This is a genomic window from Pseudomonas sp. PA-7-1E (assembly GCF_021605325.1).
Lineage (GTDB): Bacteria > Pseudomonadota > Gammaproteobacteria > Pseudomonadales > Pseudomonadaceae > Aquipseudomonas > Aquipseudomonas fluorescens_BV.
Map to the genome: position 1 here is coordinate 66,736 of NZ_WKFA01000005.1, position 16,368 is coordinate 83,103.

Below are 16,368 nucleotides of genomic sequence, written 5' to 3' on the forward strand. Positions count from 1 at the left end.
GCTCAACGGGTTCGGCCAAGCCATCTCTATGCTGCGTGTCCTCTTCAAACGCTCTCTCAACGTCGTGAAATGGTTTGCCATCGGCAGTGTGTTGCTGGTGCTGCTGTTTCGTGTGGTGCCGCCACCGTTCACTGCGCTGATGGTGGAGCGCAAGGTCGAGTCCTGGGTCGACGGTGAGCCTATCGACCTGCAACGCAGCTGGGTGCCATGGGATGAAATATCCGATGACCTGAAAGTGGCGGTGATGGCCGGTGAAGACCAGCGCTTCCCACAACATTGGGGTTTTGATTTCGGCGCGATCCAGGCGGCGATTCTGCACAACGAACGCGGCGGCTCGATTCGCGGTGCCAGCACCCTGAGCCAGCAGGTGTCGAAAAACCTGTTCCTGTGGGCCGGCCGCAGCTATTTGCGCAAAGGCCTGGAGGCGTGGTTTACCGGTTTGATCGAGGTGTTGTGGCCCAAGCAGCGGATTCTTGAGGTGTACCTCAACAGCGTGGAATGGGATGAAGGTGTGTTTGGCGCAGAGGCAGCGGCGCGGCACCATTTTGGCGTGAGCGCCAAGGGCCTTTCGCGGCAGCAGGCCAGCTACCTGGCGGCGGTATTGCCCAATCCTAGAGTGTGGAGTGCCAGCCATCCGACGGCTTATGTGGCACGGCGGGCGGCGTGGATTCGCCAGCAGATGAGCCAATTGGGCGGGGATGGTTACCTGATGGAGCTGAACAACTCTCGAAAGGCACCCTGGTCCGACTGACACAATATGGGACCTGTGGGAGCTGGCTTGCCTGCGATAGCGGTGGGTCAGTAACCCATGCTTCAGCTGACACGGCCTCATCGCAGGCAAGCCAGCTCCCACATTAAACCGAGTTGGGCTTGAGACTTTTCGAACACAAACAAAAATGCCCCGGTCTTTCGACCGGGGCATTTTTTGTTCGCTGCATTTTAAGCGGCGATCGACAACTTCAGCTTGTTCATCGCGCTTTTCTCAAGCTGACGAATCCGCTCGGCCGACACGTTGTACTTCTGCGCCAGGTCGTGCAGCGTGGCCTTTTCTTCTGCCAGCCAACGCTGGTAGAGGATGTCACGACTGCGGTCGTCCAGCACTTCCAGCGCTTCGTGCAGGTTGTGGTTGGAGTTGTCGCTCCAGTCGGCGTCTTCCAGTTGACGCGCCGGGTCGTACCGGTGGTCTTCCAGGTAGTTGGCCGGCGATTGGAAGGCGCTGTCGTCATCCGCTTCGGCGGCTGGGTCGAAGGCCATGTCATGGCCGGTCAGGCGGCTTTCCATCTCGCGCACTTCACGCGGCTCCACACCGAGGCTTTCGGCCACGCGGTGGACTTCTTCGTTGTTCAGCCACGCCAGGCGTTTTTTCTGGCTGCGCAGGTTGAAGAACAGCTTGCGCTGGGCCTTGGTGGTGGCCACTTTCACGATGCGCCAGTTGCGCAGGATGAACTCGTGGATTTCCGCCTTGATCCAGTGCACGGCAAACGACACCAGGCGCACGCCCATTTCAGGGTTGAAGCGCTTTACAGCCTTCATCAGGCCTACGTTGCCTTCCTGAATCAGGTCGGCCTGGGCCAGACCGTAGCCGCTATAGCTACGGGCGATATGTACGACAAAACGCAGGTGGGCGAGCACCATCTGCCGAGCCGCCCCCAAATCCTGCTCATAGTAGAGACTCTCGGCCAGTTCACGCTCCTGCTCGGGCGTCAGCAATGGAATGCTGTTGACCGTGTGCACATAAGCCTCCAGGTTCGCACCCGGGACCAAGGCATAAGCAGGTTGCAAAGAAGTGGTCATACGAAAAAACCTCCGACTCACATAACTCGTGCAGTTCAGCACTGCGAAAATTGACCTGGGAACCGTAGGACAAGTTCCCTAAACCGCTGATACGGTCAATACAAACGAAACCACATTAATCTGGCATTAACTACTTCGGCGCCAGCTCACGTAAATGCCGTGCCACCGCAATCCACGCACCGATATACCCCAACAACACCGCGCCAAGCAAGAGACTCAGACCATCGGCTACCGGCACACCGGCCAGCGCGAAATCACTGCCGTAGAGCCCGGCCAGGCCAACAACCGCGTCGTTCAACCAATCCAGGCCAAACGCCAGTACGCCCCAGGACAAGATCCCCGCACCCAAGCCATACAGCGCGCCCATGTACAGGAAAGGCCGACGCACATAGCTGTCTGTGCCGCCCACCAGTTTAATCACTTCTATCTCGGTGCGACGGTTTTCAATATGAAGACGAATGGTATTACCTATCACCAAAAGTAATGCAGACACTAATAACACCGTCAGGCCGAACACAAAGCGGTCACCCAGCTTGAGGATTGCGGCCAGGCGCTCTACCCAGACTAGATCAAGTTGGGCCTGTTGCACCTTCGGCATCTCTGCGAGTTTTTGTCGCAGGGCCTCCAGCGCCGGCTTGTCGACCTCGTTCGGCGTTACCAACACCACGCCCGGCAGCGGGTTCTGCGGCAGCTCCTTGAGCGCCTCGCCCAGGCCCGATTGCTGCTGGAACTCTTCGAGGGCTTGGTCGCGGCTGATGTACTCGGCCTCGGCTACCCCCGGGATGTTCTTGATGTCGTCACGCAGCGCTTCGCCTTCCTTGCTGCTGGTGTCCAGGTTCAGGTACAGCGAAATCTGCGCCGCCCGCTGCCAGGAACCGCCCAGGCGCTCCACATTATTAAGCAACAGCGACAAGCCCATCGGCAGGCTCAAGGCCACCGCCATCACCAGGCAAGTGAAAAAACTACCGATCGGCTGTTTGCCCAGGCGCCGCAGGCTGTCCAGCAGGCTAGCGCGATGGCTTTCAATCCAGGCGTGCACCAGGGTACCGAAGTCCGGGCCGTCGTCGTCGTCGTGTTTTTTCTTTTTCGGTTGCGGGTCGGCCGGTTTCGGCGCCACGCGTTCGGATACTTTAGGGCTGCGTGTAGCACTCATACGCCCGCCTCCCCATCGCCGATCAGGCGGCCGCGCTGCAGGGTCAGCATGCGATGACGCATACGGGCAATCAGGGCCAGGTCGTGGCTGGCAATCAATACGCTGGTGCCCAGGCGGTTGATATCTTCGAACACCCCCATGATCTCGGCCGCCAGGCGCGGGTCGAGGTTACCGGTGGGTTCGTCCGCCAGCAGCAAAGCCGGGCGATGGACGATGGCGCGGGCGATACCGACACGCTGTTGCTGGCCGGTGGACAGGTCGCCGGGGAAGAGGTCGGTCTTGTCCGACAAGGCTACACGCTCCAGGGCCGAGTCCACGCGCTTGACGATCTCGGCCTTGGACAGCCCCAGTATCTGCAACGGCAGGGCCACGTTGTTGAACACCGTACGGTCGAACAGCAACTGATGGTTCTGGAACACTACGCCGATCTGGCGGCGCAAGAATGGAATTTGCGCATTGCTGATGGTAGCCAGGTCCTGGCCCGCCAGCAGCAACTTGCCGGTGGTCGGGCGTTCCATGGCCAGCAACAGGCGCAACAGCGTACTTTTGCCCGCGCCCGAATGGCCGGTGACAAACAAGAATTCGCCGCGACGCACTCGAAAGCTCAGCTCATGCAAGCCCACATGCCCGTTGGCATAGCGTTTACCGACCTGTTCGAATCGAATCATGAACGCTCCCGCTCGGCAAACAGTGCCTGTACAAAGGGTTCGGCTTCAAAGGTGCGCAGGTCGTCGATGCCTTCACCGACGCCGATATAGCGAATCGGTAACCCGAACTGTTTGGCCAGGGCGAAAATCACACCGCCCTTGGCCGTGCCGTCGAGCTTAGTCAATGCCAGGCCGGTCAGTTGCACCGTCTGGTTGAATTGCTTGGCCTGGCTGATGGCGTTCTGGCCGGTACCAGCGTCGAGCACCAGCAAGACTTCGTGGGGTGCATCGGCGTCAAGCTTGCCGATCACGCGGCGCACTTTCTTCAGTTCTTCCATCAAATTGTCTTTGGTGTGCAGGCGGCCGGCTGTATCGGCGATCAGCACATCGATGTTGCGCGCCTTGGCGGCTTGCACAGCATCGAAAATCACCGACGCAGAGTCGGCACCGGTGTGCTGGGCAATCACCGGGATCTTGTTGCGCTCGCCCCACACCTGCAACTGCTCGACGGCTGCGGCACGGAAGGTGTCACCGGCGGCGAGCATGACTTTCTTGCCCTCCCCCTGCAGCTTCTTGGCCAGTTTGCCGATGGTGGTGGTCTTGCCAGCGCCGTTTACACCTACAACGAGGATGACGAACGGCTTTTTCGGCGTGATCACCAGCGGCGCTTCAACCGGCTTGAGCATGGCGGCCAGCTCAGCCTGCAGGGATTTGTACAGGGCGTCGGCGTCGGTCAACTGCTTGCGCGCGACCTTCTGCGTCAGGCTCTGGATGATCACGGCGGTGGCTTCGACGCCCACGTCGGCGGTGAGCAGGCGGGTCTCGATGTCTTCCAGCAGCTCGTCATCAATGACTTTCTTGCCCAGGAACAGGCTGGCCATGCCTTCGCCAATACTGGCGCTGGTCTTGCTCAGGCCCTGCTTGAGACGGGCAAAAAACCCGGTTTTGCTGGTTTCGGTGGTGGCGACGACAGGCTCTGGCTCGACGACGGCAGGTGCGGCAACAACCGGTGCCGGCACTTCAACGACGGGCGGAACTTCAGCCACAACCTCTACCGGCGCCGGCTCAACCACTGCAGGAATCGGCGGCACGACGTGCTCGGCCTGAACATCCTCCACCAACGCCACAGGCTCTTCGGCCACCGGCAGTTCCAACCAAGGCTTGTGCTCAGGCGCAGGCTCAAGTTCCGGCTCGGCCTCGACGACCGGCTGCAACACCGGCTCAGCCATCGGCAACACCACCGGAACTGGCGTCTCGGCAACCGGTTCGGCTTCTATTACGGGTTCAGGGGTGGGTTCAGCGTGAACCTGTGGCTGTTCGACGACGGTTTCCTGCGGCTTTTTGCGCAGCCATCCGAACAGGCCTTTCTTCTCGCCAGCCGCAGCTGGGGTCTTCTTGTCGTCGTTGGAACCAAACATGGAGACGGCTATCTCAAGGTAGCGACGCGCCAAGGGGCGCTTCGGTAAATAAAATTCGATGCGTAACAGACTGTTTTTTAGCCAGCTCGTTCATGCGCAACATTTTGTAAGGCCTAAATAGGGCCTCAACAAGACAGCCACAGTGGCCGTCCCTAGGTCGGATCAGTATCCTAGCACCTCCTCGCCCGCCGACGCTAAGACCAAGCGGGCAGCCCAACAGGTTTAAAAACGAATGAATGCTCTAGCCCGCCGCGCCGCAGGCCTGCTGTTCAGCACAGTTTGTCTGCCTCTCTCAGCTTTGGCTGCCGATCCACAACCCACCCATGAATTCACCCTCGATAACGGCCTCAAGGTGGTCGTGCGCGAAGATCATCGCGCGCCGGTGGTGGTTTCCCAGGTCTGGTACAAGGTTGGCTCAAGCTACGAAACCCCGGGCCAGACCGGTTTGTCCCACGCCCTGGAACACATGATGTTCAAGGGCAGCGCCAAGGTTGGCCCCGGCGAAGCCTCGCTGATCCTGCGCGACCTGGGCGCCGAAGAAAACGCCTTCACCAGCGACGACTACACCGCGTATTACCAGGTATTGGCCCGTGATCGCCTGGGTGTGGCCTTTGAGCTGGAAGCCGACCGCATGGCCAGCCTGCGCCTGCCGGCCGACGAATTCAGCCGTGAAATCGAAGTAATCAAGGAAGAACGCCGCCTGCGCACCGACGATAACCCCATGTCCAAAGCGTTCGAGCGCTTCAAGGCCATGGCCTTCCCCGCCAGCGGCTACCACACGCCGACCATCGGTTGGATGGCCGACCTGGACCGCATGAAGGTCGAGGAACTGCGCCACTGGTACCAATCCTGGTACGTGCCGAACAACGCCACCCTGGTGGTGGTCGGCGACGTGACCCCGGACGAGGTGAAAAACCTCGCCCAACGTTACTTCGGCCCGATCCCCAAGCGTGACGTGCCGCCGGCAAAAATCCCGATGGAACTGGCCGAGCCCGGCGAGCGCCTGCTGACCCTGCACGTGCAGACCCAATTGCCAAGCGTGTTCCTGGGCTTCAACGTGCCTGGCCTGGCCACCGCCGAAGACAAACGCTCGGTGCAGGCCCTGCGCCTGATCTCGGCGCTGCTGGACGGCGGCTACAGTGCACGGATCTCCGAGCAACTGGAGCGCGGTGAGGAACTTGTGTCCGCGGCTTCCACCAACTACGACGCCTACACCCGTGGCGACAGCCTGTTTACCCTCTCGGCCACGCCGAACCAGCAGAAGAAGAAAACCGTCGCCCAAGCCGAAGCCGGCCTGTGGCGCCTGCTCGATGAGTTGAAGGCCAAGCCGCCGACCGCTGAAGAACTGGAGCGCATCCGTGCCCAGGTCATTGCCGGCCTGGTGTACCAGCGTGATTCCATCACCAGCCAGGCCACGGCCATCGGCTCCCTGGAAACGGTCGGCCTGTCCTGGAAGCTCATGGACACCGAATTGGCCGACCTGCAAAGCGTGACGCCGGAAGATATCCAGAAAGCCGCGCGCACCTACTTCACCCGCGAACGTCTGAGCGTCGCCCATGTTTTGCCAGAGGAGACCGCTCATGAGTGATCGCAAAAACAGCCGCCTGATCCTGCCCGGCCTGATCGCCGTCACCCTGATGGCGGCCAGCGCCGTTTACTTTTTGCGCCCGAGCGAGTCGGTCGCCAGCCAGGCCCTGGACAAGGCTCAAACGGCCAGCACCCTGCAGTCCCTGGCGGAACTGGATGGCAAGGCACCGACCAACCGCAAGCTCGACGTACAAACCTGGACCACCGCCGAAGGCGCCAAGGTGCTGTTCGTCGAAGCCCACGAATTGCCGATGTTCGACATGCGCCTGCTGTTTGCCGCCGGCAGCAGCCAGGATGGCGACGTGCCAGGCCTGGCGCTGATGACCAACGCCATGCTCAACGAAGGTGTGCCGGGCAAGGATGTCAGCCAGATCGCCAGTGGTTTCGAAGGCCTGGGGGCCGACTTTGGCAACGGCGCGTACCGCGACATGGCGCTGTTGACCCTGCGCAGCCTGAGCGACAGCGCCAAGCGCGACGCCGCCCTGTCACTGTTCAACCAGGTGATCGGCCAGCCGACTTTCCCGGCAGACTCCCTGGCACGCATCAAGAACCAGATCCTGGCCGGCTTCGAGTACCAGAAGCAGAACCCCGGCAAGCTGGCGAGCATCGAGCTGTTCAAGCGCCTGTACGGCGACCACCCTTACGCCCACCCGAGCGAAGGCACCCCCGAGAGCGTGCCGAAGATTACGCTGGCGCAGTTGCAGGCGTTCCACGCCAAGGCCTATGCGGCGGGTAACGCGGTGATTGCAGTGGTGGGCGACCTGACCCGTGCAGAAGCCGAGGCCATGACGGCCAAAGTGTCGGCATCGCTGCCCAAAGGCCCGGCCATGGCCAAGATCGCTCAACCGACCGAGCCAAAAGCCGGCCTGAGCCGTATCGAGTTTCCGTCCAAGCAAACCCACCTGCTGTTTGCGCAATTGGGCATCGACCGAGCCGACCCGGACTACGCAGCCTTGTCCCTGGGCAACCAGATCCTTGGCGGCGGCGGCTTCGGTACCCGTTTGATGAGCGAGGTGCGTGAAAAACGCGGCCTGACCTACGGCGTGTACTCCGGTTTCTCACCGATGCAGGTGCGCGGCCCGTTCATGATCAACCTGCAGACCCGCGCCGAAATGAGCGGCGGCACCCTGCGCCTGGTTGAGGATGTACTGGCTGATTACCTCAAGAACGGCCCAACACAAAAAGAACTGGACGACGCCAAGCGCGAACTGGCCGGCAGCTTCCCGCTGTCCACCGCCAGCAACGCCGATATCGTCGGGCAGTTGGGCGCCATGGGTTTCTACAACCTGCCGCTGAGCTATCTGGAAGATTTCATGAAACAATCACAGGCCCTGACCGTCGATCAGGTCAAGGCTGCAATGAACAAACACTTGAGCGCCGACAAGATGGTCATCGTGACCGCCGGCCCGACGATTGCGCAAAAGCCACTACCGCCCCCCACTGATAAACCTGCCGAGCAGCCGCTCGGGGTTCCGGAGCATTAATGGCCAGTTCATCTCGCCCGAAAAAACCTGTCCACAACGTGCATAACGGTGTGGGCCAACTGCGCATCATTGGCGGTGAATGGGGCAGCCGCAAGCTGAGCTTCCCCGACGTCGTGGGCCTGCGCCCGACGCCCGATCGCGTGCGTGAAACCTTGTTCAACTGGCTCGCGCCGTACATAGGCGGGGCCAAAGTGCTGGACCCGTTCGCCGGCAGCGGCGCGCTGTTCCTGGAGGCGCTGTCCCGTGGCGCGGCCCAGGGCCAGGCGCTGGACGCCAGCAATGTGGCGGTGTCCAGCCTCAAGGAGCACCTGGGCACGCTGCGCTGCACCACCGGCCAGGTGCAGACGGCCGACGCGCTGCGCTACCTGGAAACCCAGGCGGCCACTGAATACGACGTAGTGTTCCTCGATCCACCGTTCAACCAGAACCTGCTGCCGACCGTCTGCACACTGCTGGAAGAACGCCAGTGGCTGGCACCGGATGCCTGGATCTACACTGAGAGCGAGACCGCGCCCTCCACGCTCGGCCTGCCAAGTGGCTGGCGCCTGCACCGGGAGCAGAAGTCCGGGCGGGTGTATTACGCGTTGTGGCATCGTTTGGTCGAAAACGCCGCCTGATCGTGTGGCTAGAGATTGCTCCCGCTGGGCTGCGAAGCGGCCCTGAAACCTGCCAAGGTGTTCCGACTGAATAAACGCAGTGTTCTTGATGGGGCCGCTACGCGGCCCAGCGCGAGCAAGCTCGCTCGCCACAGTGAGTTCACTTGCCACCGAGAGCGTCATGACCCCTTCTTGCGACCTGTTCAAACCCGCCTTCGGCCTCGGCAACCCTCACTTGCAGACACTGTGGGGGCCGCTGTGGCGGCCGACCACCCACATCGAGCGTCAGCGTGAGCGCCTGTGGCTGGAGGATGGCGACTTCCTCGATCTCGACTGGCACGGGCCTCATGACGTGCAAGCGCCTTTGGTGCTGGTGTTGCATGGGCTGACCGGTTCGTCCAATTCACCCTATGTGGCCGGCCTGCAAAAAGTCCTCGCCACCCAAGGCTGGGCCAGTGCTGCGTTGAACTGGCGCGGCTGCTCTGGCGAGCCCAACCTGCTGGCTCGCAGCTATCACTCCGGCGCCAGCGAAGACCTGGCAGCCGCGATTGCTCATCTGCGCGCCAAGCGGCCTTTGGCGCCCTTGTACGCGGTGGGTTACTCCCTGGGCGGCAACGTGTTGCTCAAGCATTTGGGGGAAACCGGCGAGGCCTCAGGGCTGCAGGGCGCGGCGGCGGTGTCGGTGCCGTTTCGCCTGGATCAATGCGCGGATCGCATTGGGCTGGGGTTCTCGCGGGTGTATCAAAAGCACTTCATGCGCGAGATGCTGGCGTATATCCGCGTCAAGCAACGCCAATTCCTGCAGGACGGTCGTGAGGATGGGCTCAAAACCCTGGAGGCCCTTGGCTCCCTGGAAAAGATGCGCACGTTCTGGGACTTCGACGGGCGGGTAACCGCGCCGCTGCACGGTTTCTTGAGTGCCGAGGATTACTATCGCCGCGCTTCCAGCCGCTATTACCTGGGCGGTATCCGCACGCCGACGCTGATTATCCAGGCGGCTGATGATCCGTTTGTGTTTGCGCACAGCTTGCCTGACGCCAGTGAGCTGTCGGCCTGCACCGAGTTCGAGTTGCTGGCCAAGGGCGGGCATGTGGGGTTTGTGGAGGGTTCGTTGAAGCGCCCTGGTTACTACCTGGAACGCCGGATCCCGCAGTGGCTCCAGACCCAATACGGTCAATAGTGTGGGAGCTGGCTTGCCTGCGATAGCGGTGGGCCAGCCAATGTTGAGGTGGCTGACACTCTGCTATCGCAGGCAAGCCAGCTCCCACATTTCAATGAAACGTTTACACCGGTCGTTTACTCGCCCGTGGCTATTTCCCGAGCTGGATCAGTAATCCACTCACTCCACGACCCCGCATACAACTTACCCAACGGGTACCCCGCCAGGCTCAACGCAAACAGGTTATGGCACGCCGTCACCCCAGACCCGCAATACGCCACCAACTCCTGCGGCGGGCGCCCTTGCAGCTGCGCGGCAAAGCGTTGCTTGAGCTGATCAGCCGGTAAGAAACGACCATCACTGCCCAGGTTTTCACTGAACGCCGCGCATTGCGCGCCAGGGATATGCCCGGCAATCGGGTCGATGGGTTCTACTTCGCCACGAAAGCGCGGCTGGGCGCGGGCGTCGATCAAGGTCAGGCCGGGTTGGCCCAGGCGTTTTTGCAGGTGTTCGGCATCCAGCAACAGACGATGATCCGGCGTACCGGCGAAGGTACCTGGCTCAACCACGGGCGCGTCCAGGCTCAGGGGGAAACCGGCGGCATGCCAGGCCTTGAGGCCACCATCCAGAATAAACACACCATCACGCTTGCCCAGCCAGGCCAGCAGCCACCAGGCACGGGCGGCGTAGGCACCGGGGCCGTCGTCATACAGCACCACATCGGTGTCGGCACTGATACCCCAGGCCCGCAGTTGCCTGGCGAACGTGTCCGCCGCCGGCAAAGGATGACGACCGGTCACGCCCTTGGTCACCGGGCCGCTCAGGTGGCGCTCCAGGTCGGCGTATTGCGCGCCCTCGATATGCCCTTCGGCGTAACTGCACAAGCCGTAGTCCGGGTCTTCCAGGGCAAAGCGGCAATCCAGGATCACCCACCCGCTCGACTGTTGGCGCTCGGCCAATTGCTGGGGGCTGATCAGTTGGGCAAGCGGCATGACTGACTCCTGTGAATACAAAGGGGAAAGGTCTTACTTCACTTCTTCCAGTGCCTGATTCAACGGCACGTAAAACTCTTTGAACAAGGCGTCCACCGCCTCTTTGGCCTGTGGCGTGACAAACCCCGCCTCCAGCACCAGCACCTGATAAACCCCACGCTTGATCGCCTCGGCGCTCAGGTGGGTGGATTTTTCATTGGTGGTACACAAAAAGCGCACCCACGAGGTGAGGATGATCCACGCATTCAGGGTCAGGGCTTCTGTTTGCACCGGGTCCATATTGAGAATGCCGGCATCGACAAAGCCCTGGTAGATCGCGCCGCCCTGGATCAGGCAACGCTGGGAAAAACGCCGGTAGCCGGTCGCCAGTTCCGGGTCGCTCTCCAGCAGGTGTTCGAGGTCGCGATGCAGGAAGCGATAACGCCACATGCCGGCCAATACGGCTTGCAGGTAAAAGCGTTTATCCTCCACCACCATCGTGCGTCCCTGGGGCGGGCGCAGGAAACTGTCTACCAACGCTTCATATTCGCGGAACAGCACGGCGATGATCGCCTGCTTGTTAGGGAAGTGGTAGTACAGGTTGCCCGGGGAAATTTCCATGTGGGCGGCAATGTGGTTGGTACTGACACTGCGCTCGCCCTGCTGGTTAAAAAGCTCCAGGCTGGTTTGCACAATGCGCTCGCTGGTCTTTACTCGTGGTGCCATAGGGGATCAGCTTCTATACACGGGATGGGGCATCTTACGGCCTAACCCGGCCAGGATAAATCTGGATGTTACTGCAATGTTATTTGACAATTTAGAGCAATGACTCTAAAAATCCAGGCAGACCAATAACAATCGGTGCCGCGCCATGTCTGCCAACGTTGCCTACCTGCAAGATTCCCAGGCGCTGGATCAACTCCAGGACCTGTTCGACGCCCAACGCCGCGCCTATGCCGCCAACCCGATGCCGCCGGCCGGGCAGCGCCAGCAATGGCTCAAGGCTCTGCGGGATCTGCTGAGCGACGAACGCCAGGCGCTGATCAATGCGATCAGCCAGGATTTCAGCCATCGCAGCGCCGACGAAACCCTGTTTGCCGAATTGATGCCTAGCCTGCATGGCATTCACTACGCGAGCAAACACCTCAAGGGCTGGATGAAACCTTCCCGCCGCGCTGTAGGCATTGCCTTCCAGCCCGCCTCAGCCAAAGTCATTTACCAGCCACTGGGCGTCGTCGGCGTCATCGTGCCGTGGAACTACCCGCTGTACCTGGCCATCGGCCCGCTGGTTGGGGCATTGGCTGCCGGTAACCGGGTGATGCTCAAGCTCAGCGAGTCCACGCCGGCCACCGGCGAGCTGCTCAAGGCGTTGCTGGCCAGGATCTTCCCCGAGGACTTGGTGTGCGTCGTGCTGGGCGAAGCTGACGTGGGCATGGCGTTTTCCAAGTTGCGCTTCGATCACCTGCTGTTCACCGGCGCTACCAGCATAGGCAAGCACGTGATGCGTGCGGCGGCCGAAAACCTCACGCCGGTGACCCTGGAGCTGGGCGGCAAATCGCCAGCCATTGTCTCGGCCGACGTGCCGCTCAAGGATGCTGCCGAACGCATCGCTTTCGGCAAAGCCTTGAACGCCGGACAAACCTGCGTGGCGCCGGATTATGTGCTGGTACCGGAAGATCGCGTGGAGGGCTTTGTCGAGGCGTATTCCAAAGCCGTGCGCGGGTTTTATCCGACGCTGGCCGACAACCCAGACTACACCGCCATCATCAACGAACGCCAACTGGCCCGGCTCAATGCCTACGCCAAGGACGCCACCGACAAAGGCGCCACCTTGATCCCGCTGTACGAGCAAGGCCAGGCGCGGCGAATGGCCCACAGCCTGCTGTTGAATGTCAGCGACGACATGACCGTGATGCAGGACGAAATCTTCGGCCCGCTCCTGCCCATCGTGCCGTATCGCGGCCTTGACCAAGCCTTTGCCTACATCAACCAGCGCCCTCGCCCACTGGCCTTGTATTACTTCGGCTACAACAAAGGCGAACAAGCGCGGGTGCTCCACGAAACCCATTCCGGCGGTGTGTGCCTGAACGACACCTTGCTGCACGTCGCCCAGGACGATATGCCGTTCGGTGGCATCGGCCCGTCAGGCATGGGCCATTACCACGGTCACGAAGGTTTCCTGACGTTCAGCAAGGCCAAGGGTGTGCTGGTCAAACAGCGCCTGAACGCAGCGAAGTTGATCTACCCGCCCTATGGCAAGTCGATCCAGAAGCTGATCCAGAAGCTGTTTATCCGCTGATAACCGCCACCTTCGGGACTATAAAAACAATGAACCCCAGCCTGACTGATTCACCCGCGCTGTCACGGCGCGGCGTCTTGAAAATCGGCCTGTGTGCCAGCGCCTTCCTCGCCACCGCCGGGTTGGGCGCCAGCCTCAGTGGTTGCTCCAGCAGTACGCCGGCCAGCGGCTTTGCGATGTTGCGCACCAGCGACTTGCCGTTCTTGCGGGCGGTGATCCCGGTGCTGCTAGAAGGCGCGGCTAGTGCCGAACAAGTGCTTGCAGGTATTGAGGGCACCCTGAAAAAGCTCGATTACAGCCTGCAGCACTTGTCGCCCGAGATGTTCAAGCTCACCCAGCAATTATTCGACGTACTGGGCATGGGCATTACCCGCGGCCCGCTGACCGGTATCTGGGGCAGTTGGGAAAACGCCAGCAGCGAACAGATCCGCAATTTCCTGCACCGCTGGGAAAACAGTTACCTGAACCTTTTGCGCATGGGCCAGGGCTCGCTGCTCAAACTGGTGATCATGGCCTGGTACTTCCGGCCCGAGTCCTGGGCCCATTGCGGCTACCCCGGCCCGCCCAAGATCTAGCCTGGGCAATCCCCCAAGATTGCATCTTCCGACAAGAATAAGAGAGCACACCTATGCCCGTACCCGATCTGTTCCGCGACGGCCTGGCCCGTGGCTGGAAAACCCACAATGGCGCCGCCCTGGATCACGACCTGACCCTGGAAGCGGATGTCGCCATCATCGGCAGCGGCGCCGGGGGCGGTACCACCGCCGAAATCCTCAGCGCCGCCGGCTACAAAGTGTTGCTGATCGAAGAAGGCCCGCTCAAGACCAGTAGTGATTTCAAGCTGCTGGAAGACGAAGCCTACGCCAGCCTTTACCAGGAAGGCATCGGCCGCATGAGCAAGGACGGCGCTATCACCATCCTGCAGGGCCGGGCGGTGGGCGGTACCACCTTGATCAACTGGACCTCCAGCTTTCGCACCCCTGACGCTACCCTCGCGCATTGGGCCAGCGAATATGCGGTCAAAGGCCACAGCAGCGCCGAAATGGCGCCCTGGTTCGAAAAAATGGAGCAGCGCCTGGGCATCGCGCCCTGGGCGCTGCCGCCGAATGCCAACAACGATGTGATCCGCAAAGGCTGTGAAAAGCTCGGCTACAGCTGGCATGTGATCCCGCGCAATGTGCGCGGCTGCTTCAACCTGGGGTATTGCGGCATGGGCTGCCCGGTCAACGCCAAGCAGTCAATGCTGGTGACGACCATCCCGTCCACCCTGGAAAAGGGCGGCGAACTGCTTTACCTGGCCCGCGCCGAACGGCTCATCTACAGCGGCGACACCATCAGCAGCCTCGAATGCGTGGCCATGGACGACCGCTGCGTAGCGCCCACAGGGCGCAAGATCAGGGTGAAAGCCAAGCACTATGTGCTGGCGGGCGGCGGCATCAACAGCCCGGCCCTGCTGATGCGCTCCGACGCGCCCGACCCACACTCGCGGCTGGGCAAGCGCACCTTCCTGCACCTGGTCAATTTCTCCGCCGGGCTGTTCGACGAAGTGATCAACCCCTTCTACGGTGCGCCGCAATCCATCTACTCCGACCACTTCCAATGGCAGGACGGCACTACCGGCAAAATGTCCTACAAACTGGAAGCACCGCCCCTGCATCCAGGCCTGGCGAGCACCCTGTTTGGTGGCTACGGCAACCAGAACGCCCTGGACATGAACCAATTACCCCACACCCACGCCATGCTCGCCCTGCTGCGCGACGGCTTTCACCCCGACAGCCCAGGCGGCACGGTGGAGTTACGCGGTGACGGCACGCCAGTGCTCGACTATCAGGTCTCGCCCTACGCCTGGGACGGCCTGCGCCGGGCCTTCCACAGCATGGCCGAGATTCAGTTCGCGGCGGGGGCCAAATCGGTCAAGCCCCTGCATCACGACGCGCGTTTTGTGAACAACTTGGCCGAAGCGCGCAGCGTGATCGACGGTCTGAACCTGGAACTGCATCGCACCACCCTGGGCAGCGCCCACGTGATGGGCGGTTGTGCCATGGGTGAAGATCCGAAAAATGCCGTCGCCGACAGCCTGGGTCGCCATCATCAGTTGCGTAACCTGTCGATCCACGATGGCTCGCTGTTCCCCACCAGCATTGGCGCCAACCCGCAATTGTCGGTGTACGGATTGACCGCGCAACTGGCGAGCGCATTGGCCGAACGTCTGAAAACGGCATGAAAAGACAGGGTATTCACGGTATCTATCTACATAAGTCGACTTGGCCCACCGGTAATGCTGCGATACCATCCGGTTCCCCAACGGACTCCGCCAGGACGACGCGATGAACCGAGTGTTGTACCCAGGTACCTTCGACCCGATTACCAAAGGCCATGGCGATCTGGTCGAACGCGCCTCTCGCCTGTTCGACCATGTGATCATCGCGGTCGCGGCCAGCCCCAAGAAAAACCCGCTGTTTCCCCTGGAACAACGTGTGGAGCTGGCGCAAGAGGTCACCAAGCACCTGCCGAATGTGGAAGTAGTGGGCTTTTCGACACTGCTGGCGCATTTCGCCAAGGAGCAGAACGCCAATGTGTTCCTGCGTGGCCTGCGTGCGGTGTCGGACTTCGAATACGAATTCCAGCTGGCCAACATGAACCGCCAATTGGCGCCGGACGTGGAAAGCCTGTTCCTCACGCCGTCGGAGCGTTATTCGTTCATTTCCTCGACGTTGGTTCGTGAAATCGCTGCTTTGGGCGGAGATATCACCAAGTTCGTGCATCCAGCTGTAGCAGACGCACTGACATTGCGCTTCAAGAAGTAAGGCTCATTGTGGCGAGGGAGCTTGCTCCCGCTGGACTGCGCAGCAGTCCCAATCCTTTCATCCCTCACCACAGAGACAGGCTCGCACTGCGGGCGTCAATGCGGCACAATTGCGCGCATTAGTTTTCAGATGCCTTGGCAGAGTGCCCTGGCAGGAGTTTCCATGTCCCTGATCATCACCGACGATTGCATCAATTGCGACGTCTGCGAACCCGAGTGCCCGAACGCCGCCATTTCCCAAGGCGAAGAGATCTACGTGATCGACCCCAACCTGTGCACCCAGTGCGTCGGCCACTACGACGAACCGCAGTGCCAGCAGGTATGCCCGGTCGATTGCATTCCTCTGGACGAGGCACACCCTGAGACTGAAGAGCAGTTGATGGAGAAGTACCGCAAGATTACCGGTAAGGCCTAAGCCTCTTCATTGCCCGTAAAGGCCTCATCGCAGGCAAGT

Annotated in this window: 16 protein-coding genes; 10 read left to right on the top strand and 6 right to left on the bottom strand. The window is 61.1% G+C overall.

Annotation, left to right across the window (positions count from 1 at the left end; all coding sequences use genetic code 11):
• The first annotated feature begins 28 nt into the window (after nt 1-28).
• A complete protein-coding gene (gene mtgA, locus GIW79_RS04935) occupies nt 29-751 on the top strand; it encodes a monofunctional biosynthetic peptidoglycan transglycosylase (protein ID WP_236452445.1) in 723 nt (240 codons plus the stop codon).
• 188 nt (nt 752-939) lie between these two features.
• Here mtgA and rpoH read toward each other — a convergent pair whose 3' ends face one another.
• From rpoH to ftsY, 4 genes are all read right to left on the bottom strand, one after another.
• On the bottom strand, nt 940-1,794 hold the full coding sequence (gene rpoH / locus GIW79_RS04940; protein ID WP_003176698.1) for an RNA polymerase sigma factor RpoH: 855 nt from the start codon (nt 1,792-1,794) through the stop codon (nt 940-942).
• Between the two features lie 130 nt (nt 1,795-1,924).
• The gene (ftsX, locus tag GIW79_RS04945; protein WP_054897584.1) at nt 1,925-2,947 is read right to left on the bottom strand and encodes a permease-like cell division protein FtsX; all 1,023 of its coding nucleotides are present in this window, start codon (nt 2,945-2,947) and stop codon (nt 1,925-1,927) included.
• Entirely contained in the window at nt 2,944-3,615 is a 672-nt protein-coding gene (gene ftsE / locus GIW79_RS04950) for a cell division ATP-binding protein FtsE (protein ID WP_003195112.1), read from the bottom strand. The genes ftsX and ftsE overlap by 4 nt, the downstream gene beginning before the upstream one ends.
• A complete protein-coding gene (gene ftsY / locus GIW79_RS04955) occupies nt 3,612-5,012 on the bottom strand; it encodes a signal recognition particle-docking protein FtsY (protein ID WP_054897585.1) in 1,401 nt (466 codons plus the stop codon). Before ftsY ends, ftsE begins: the two co-directional genes overlap by 4 nt.
• 232 nt (nt 5,013-5,244) lie before the next feature.
• Between ftsY and GIW79_RS04960 the strand changes: the two genes are divergently transcribed.
• The 4 genes from GIW79_RS04960 (at nt 5,245) to GIW79_RS04975 (ending at nt 9,859) form a co-directional block, all read left to right on the top strand.
• Nucleotides 5,245-6,600: a M16 family metallopeptidase gene (locus GIW79_RS04960; protein ID WP_003195117.1), complete on the top strand. Its 1,356-nt coding sequence runs from the start codon at nt 5,245-5,247 to the stop codon at nt 6,598-6,600.
• Nucleotides 6,593-8,083 (top strand): M16 family metallopeptidase, encoded by a 1,491-nt coding sequence (locus GIW79_RS04965; protein WP_236452446.1) that lies wholly within the window; start codon nt 6,593-6,595, stop codon nt 8,081-8,083. The genes GIW79_RS04960 and GIW79_RS04965 overlap by 8 nt, the downstream gene beginning before the upstream one ends.
• Nucleotides 8,083-8,700, top strand: coding sequence for a 16S rRNA (guanine(966)-N(2))-methyltransferase RsmD (gene rsmD, locus GIW79_RS04970; RefSeq protein WP_034128953.1), 618 nt, complete (start codon nt 8,083-8,085; stop codon nt 8,698-8,700). Before GIW79_RS04965 ends, rsmD begins: the two co-directional genes overlap by 1 nt.
• Before the next feature lie 160 nt (nt 8,701-8,860).
• The gene (locus GIW79_RS04975) at nt 8,861-9,859 is read left to right on the top strand and encodes a hydrolase (RefSeq protein ID WP_054897587.1); all 999 of its coding nucleotides are present in this window, start codon (nt 8,861-8,863) and stop codon (nt 9,857-9,859) included.
• Nucleotides 9,860-9,975: 116 nt separating this feature from the next.
• Here GIW79_RS04975 and GIW79_RS04980 read toward each other — a convergent pair whose 3' ends face one another.
• Both GIW79_RS04980 and GIW79_RS04985 read right to left on the bottom strand, forming a co-directional pair.
• Nucleotides 9,976-10,830: a sulfurtransferase gene (locus GIW79_RS04980; protein ID WP_054897588.1), complete on the bottom strand. Its 855-nt coding sequence runs from the start codon at nt 10,828-10,830 to the stop codon at nt 9,976-9,978.
• A gap of 33 nt (nt 10,831-10,863) precedes the next feature.
• Nucleotides 10,864-11,535, bottom strand: coding sequence for a TetR/AcrR family transcriptional regulator (locus GIW79_RS04985; RefSeq protein ID WP_005792294.1), 672 nt, complete (start codon nt 11,533-11,535; stop codon nt 10,864-10,866).
• Nucleotides 11,536-11,680: 145 nt separating this feature from the next.
• Between GIW79_RS04985 and GIW79_RS04990 the strand changes: the two genes are divergently transcribed.
• The 5 genes from GIW79_RS04990 to GIW79_RS05010 all read left to right on the top strand — a co-directional run bounded on the left by GIW79_RS04990 (nt 11,681) and on the right by GIW79_RS05010 (nt 16,329).
• Nucleotides 11,681-13,108: a coniferyl aldehyde dehydrogenase gene (locus GIW79_RS04990; RefSeq protein ID WP_057976456.1), complete on the top strand. Its 1,428-nt coding sequence runs from the start codon at nt 11,681-11,683 to the stop codon at nt 13,106-13,108.
• Between the two features lie 29 nt (nt 13,109-13,137).
• A complete protein-coding gene (locus tag GIW79_RS04995; protein WP_020301931.1) occupies nt 13,138-13,683 on the top strand; it encodes a hypothetical protein in 546 nt (181 codons plus the stop codon).
• 53 nt (nt 13,684-13,736) lie between these two features.
• Nucleotides 13,737-15,332, top strand: a complete 1,596-nt coding sequence (locus GIW79_RS05000) for a GMC family oxidoreductase (protein WP_054897591.1) — start codon at nt 13,737-13,739, stop codon at nt 15,330-15,332.
• Nucleotides 15,333-15,435: 103 nt separating this feature from the next.
• A complete protein-coding gene (gene coaD / locus GIW79_RS05005) occupies nt 15,436-15,915 on the top strand; it encodes a pantetheine-phosphate adenylyltransferase (protein ID WP_003195136.1) in 480 nt (159 codons plus the stop codon).
• A gap of 162 nt (nt 15,916-16,077) precedes the next feature.
• Nucleotides 16,078-16,329 carry a YfhL family 4Fe-4S dicluster ferredoxin gene (locus tag GIW79_RS05010; protein WP_003195146.1) on the top strand — a complete coding sequence of 84 codons (252 nt, stop codon included), beginning with the start codon at nt 16,078-16,080 and terminating at the stop codon, nt 16,327-16,329.
• The last annotated feature ends 39 nt before the right edge of the window (nt 16,330-16,368 follow it).

Bases quoted from the DNA above. Each gene is read 5' to 3' on its own strand.
- GIW79_RS04975 (WP_054897587.1), top strand. From the start codon at position 8,861: ATGACCCCTTCTTGCGACCTGTTCAAACCCGCCTTCGGCCTCGGCAAC.
- GIW79_RS05010 (WP_003195146.1), top strand. From the start codon at position 16,078: ATGTCCCTGATCATCACCGACGATTGCATCAATTGCGACGTCTGCGAA.
- rpoH (WP_003176698.1), bottom strand. From the start codon at position 1,794: ATGACCACTTCTTTGCAACCTGCTTATGCCTTGGTCCCGGGTGCGAAC.
- GIW79_RS05000 (WP_054897591.1), top strand. From the start codon at position 13,737: ATGCCCGTACCCGATCTGTTCCGCGACGGCCTGGCCCGTGGCTGGAAA.
- GIW79_RS04990 (WP_057976456.1), top strand. From the start codon at position 11,681: ATGTCTGCCAACGTTGCCTACCTGCAAGATTCCCAGGCGCTGGATCAA.
- GIW79_RS04965 (WP_236452446.1), top strand. From the start codon at position 6,593: ATGAGTGATCGCAAAAACAGCCGCCTGATCCTGCCCGGCCTGATCGCC.
- GIW79_RS04980 (WP_054897588.1), bottom strand. From the start codon at position 10,830: ATGCCGCTTGCCCAACTGATCAGCCCCCAGCAATTGGCCGAGCGCCAA.
- coaD (WP_003195136.1), top strand. From the start codon at position 15,436: ATGAACCGAGTGTTGTACCCAGGTACCTTCGACCCGATTACCAAAGGC.
- rsmD (WP_034128953.1), top strand. From the start codon at position 8,083: ATGGCCAGTTCATCTCGCCCGAAAAAACCTGTCCACAACGTGCATAAC.
- ftsX (WP_054897584.1), bottom strand. From the start codon at position 2,947: ATGAGTGCTACACGCAGCCCTAAAGTATCCGAACGCGTGGCGCCGAAA.
- ftsY (WP_054897585.1), bottom strand. From the start codon at position 5,012: ATGTTTGGTTCCAACGACGACAAGAAGACCCCAGCTGCGGCTGGCGAG.
- ftsE (WP_003195112.1), bottom strand. From the start codon at position 3,615: ATGATTCGATTCGAACAGGTCGGTAAACGCTATGCCAACGGGCATGTG.
- mtgA (WP_236452445.1), top strand. From the start codon at position 29: ATGCTGCGTGTCCTCTTCAAACGCTCTCTCAACGTCGTGAAATGGTTT.
- GIW79_RS04995 (WP_020301931.1), top strand. From the start codon at position 13,138: ATGAACCCCAGCCTGACTGATTCACCCGCGCTGTCACGGCGCGGCGTC.
- GIW79_RS04960 (WP_003195117.1), top strand. From the start codon at position 5,245: ATGAATGCTCTAGCCCGCCGCGCCGCAGGCCTGCTGTTCAGCACAGTT.
- GIW79_RS04985 (WP_005792294.1), bottom strand. From the start codon at position 11,535: ATGGCACCACGAGTAAAGACCAGCGAGCGCATTGTGCAAACCAGCCTG.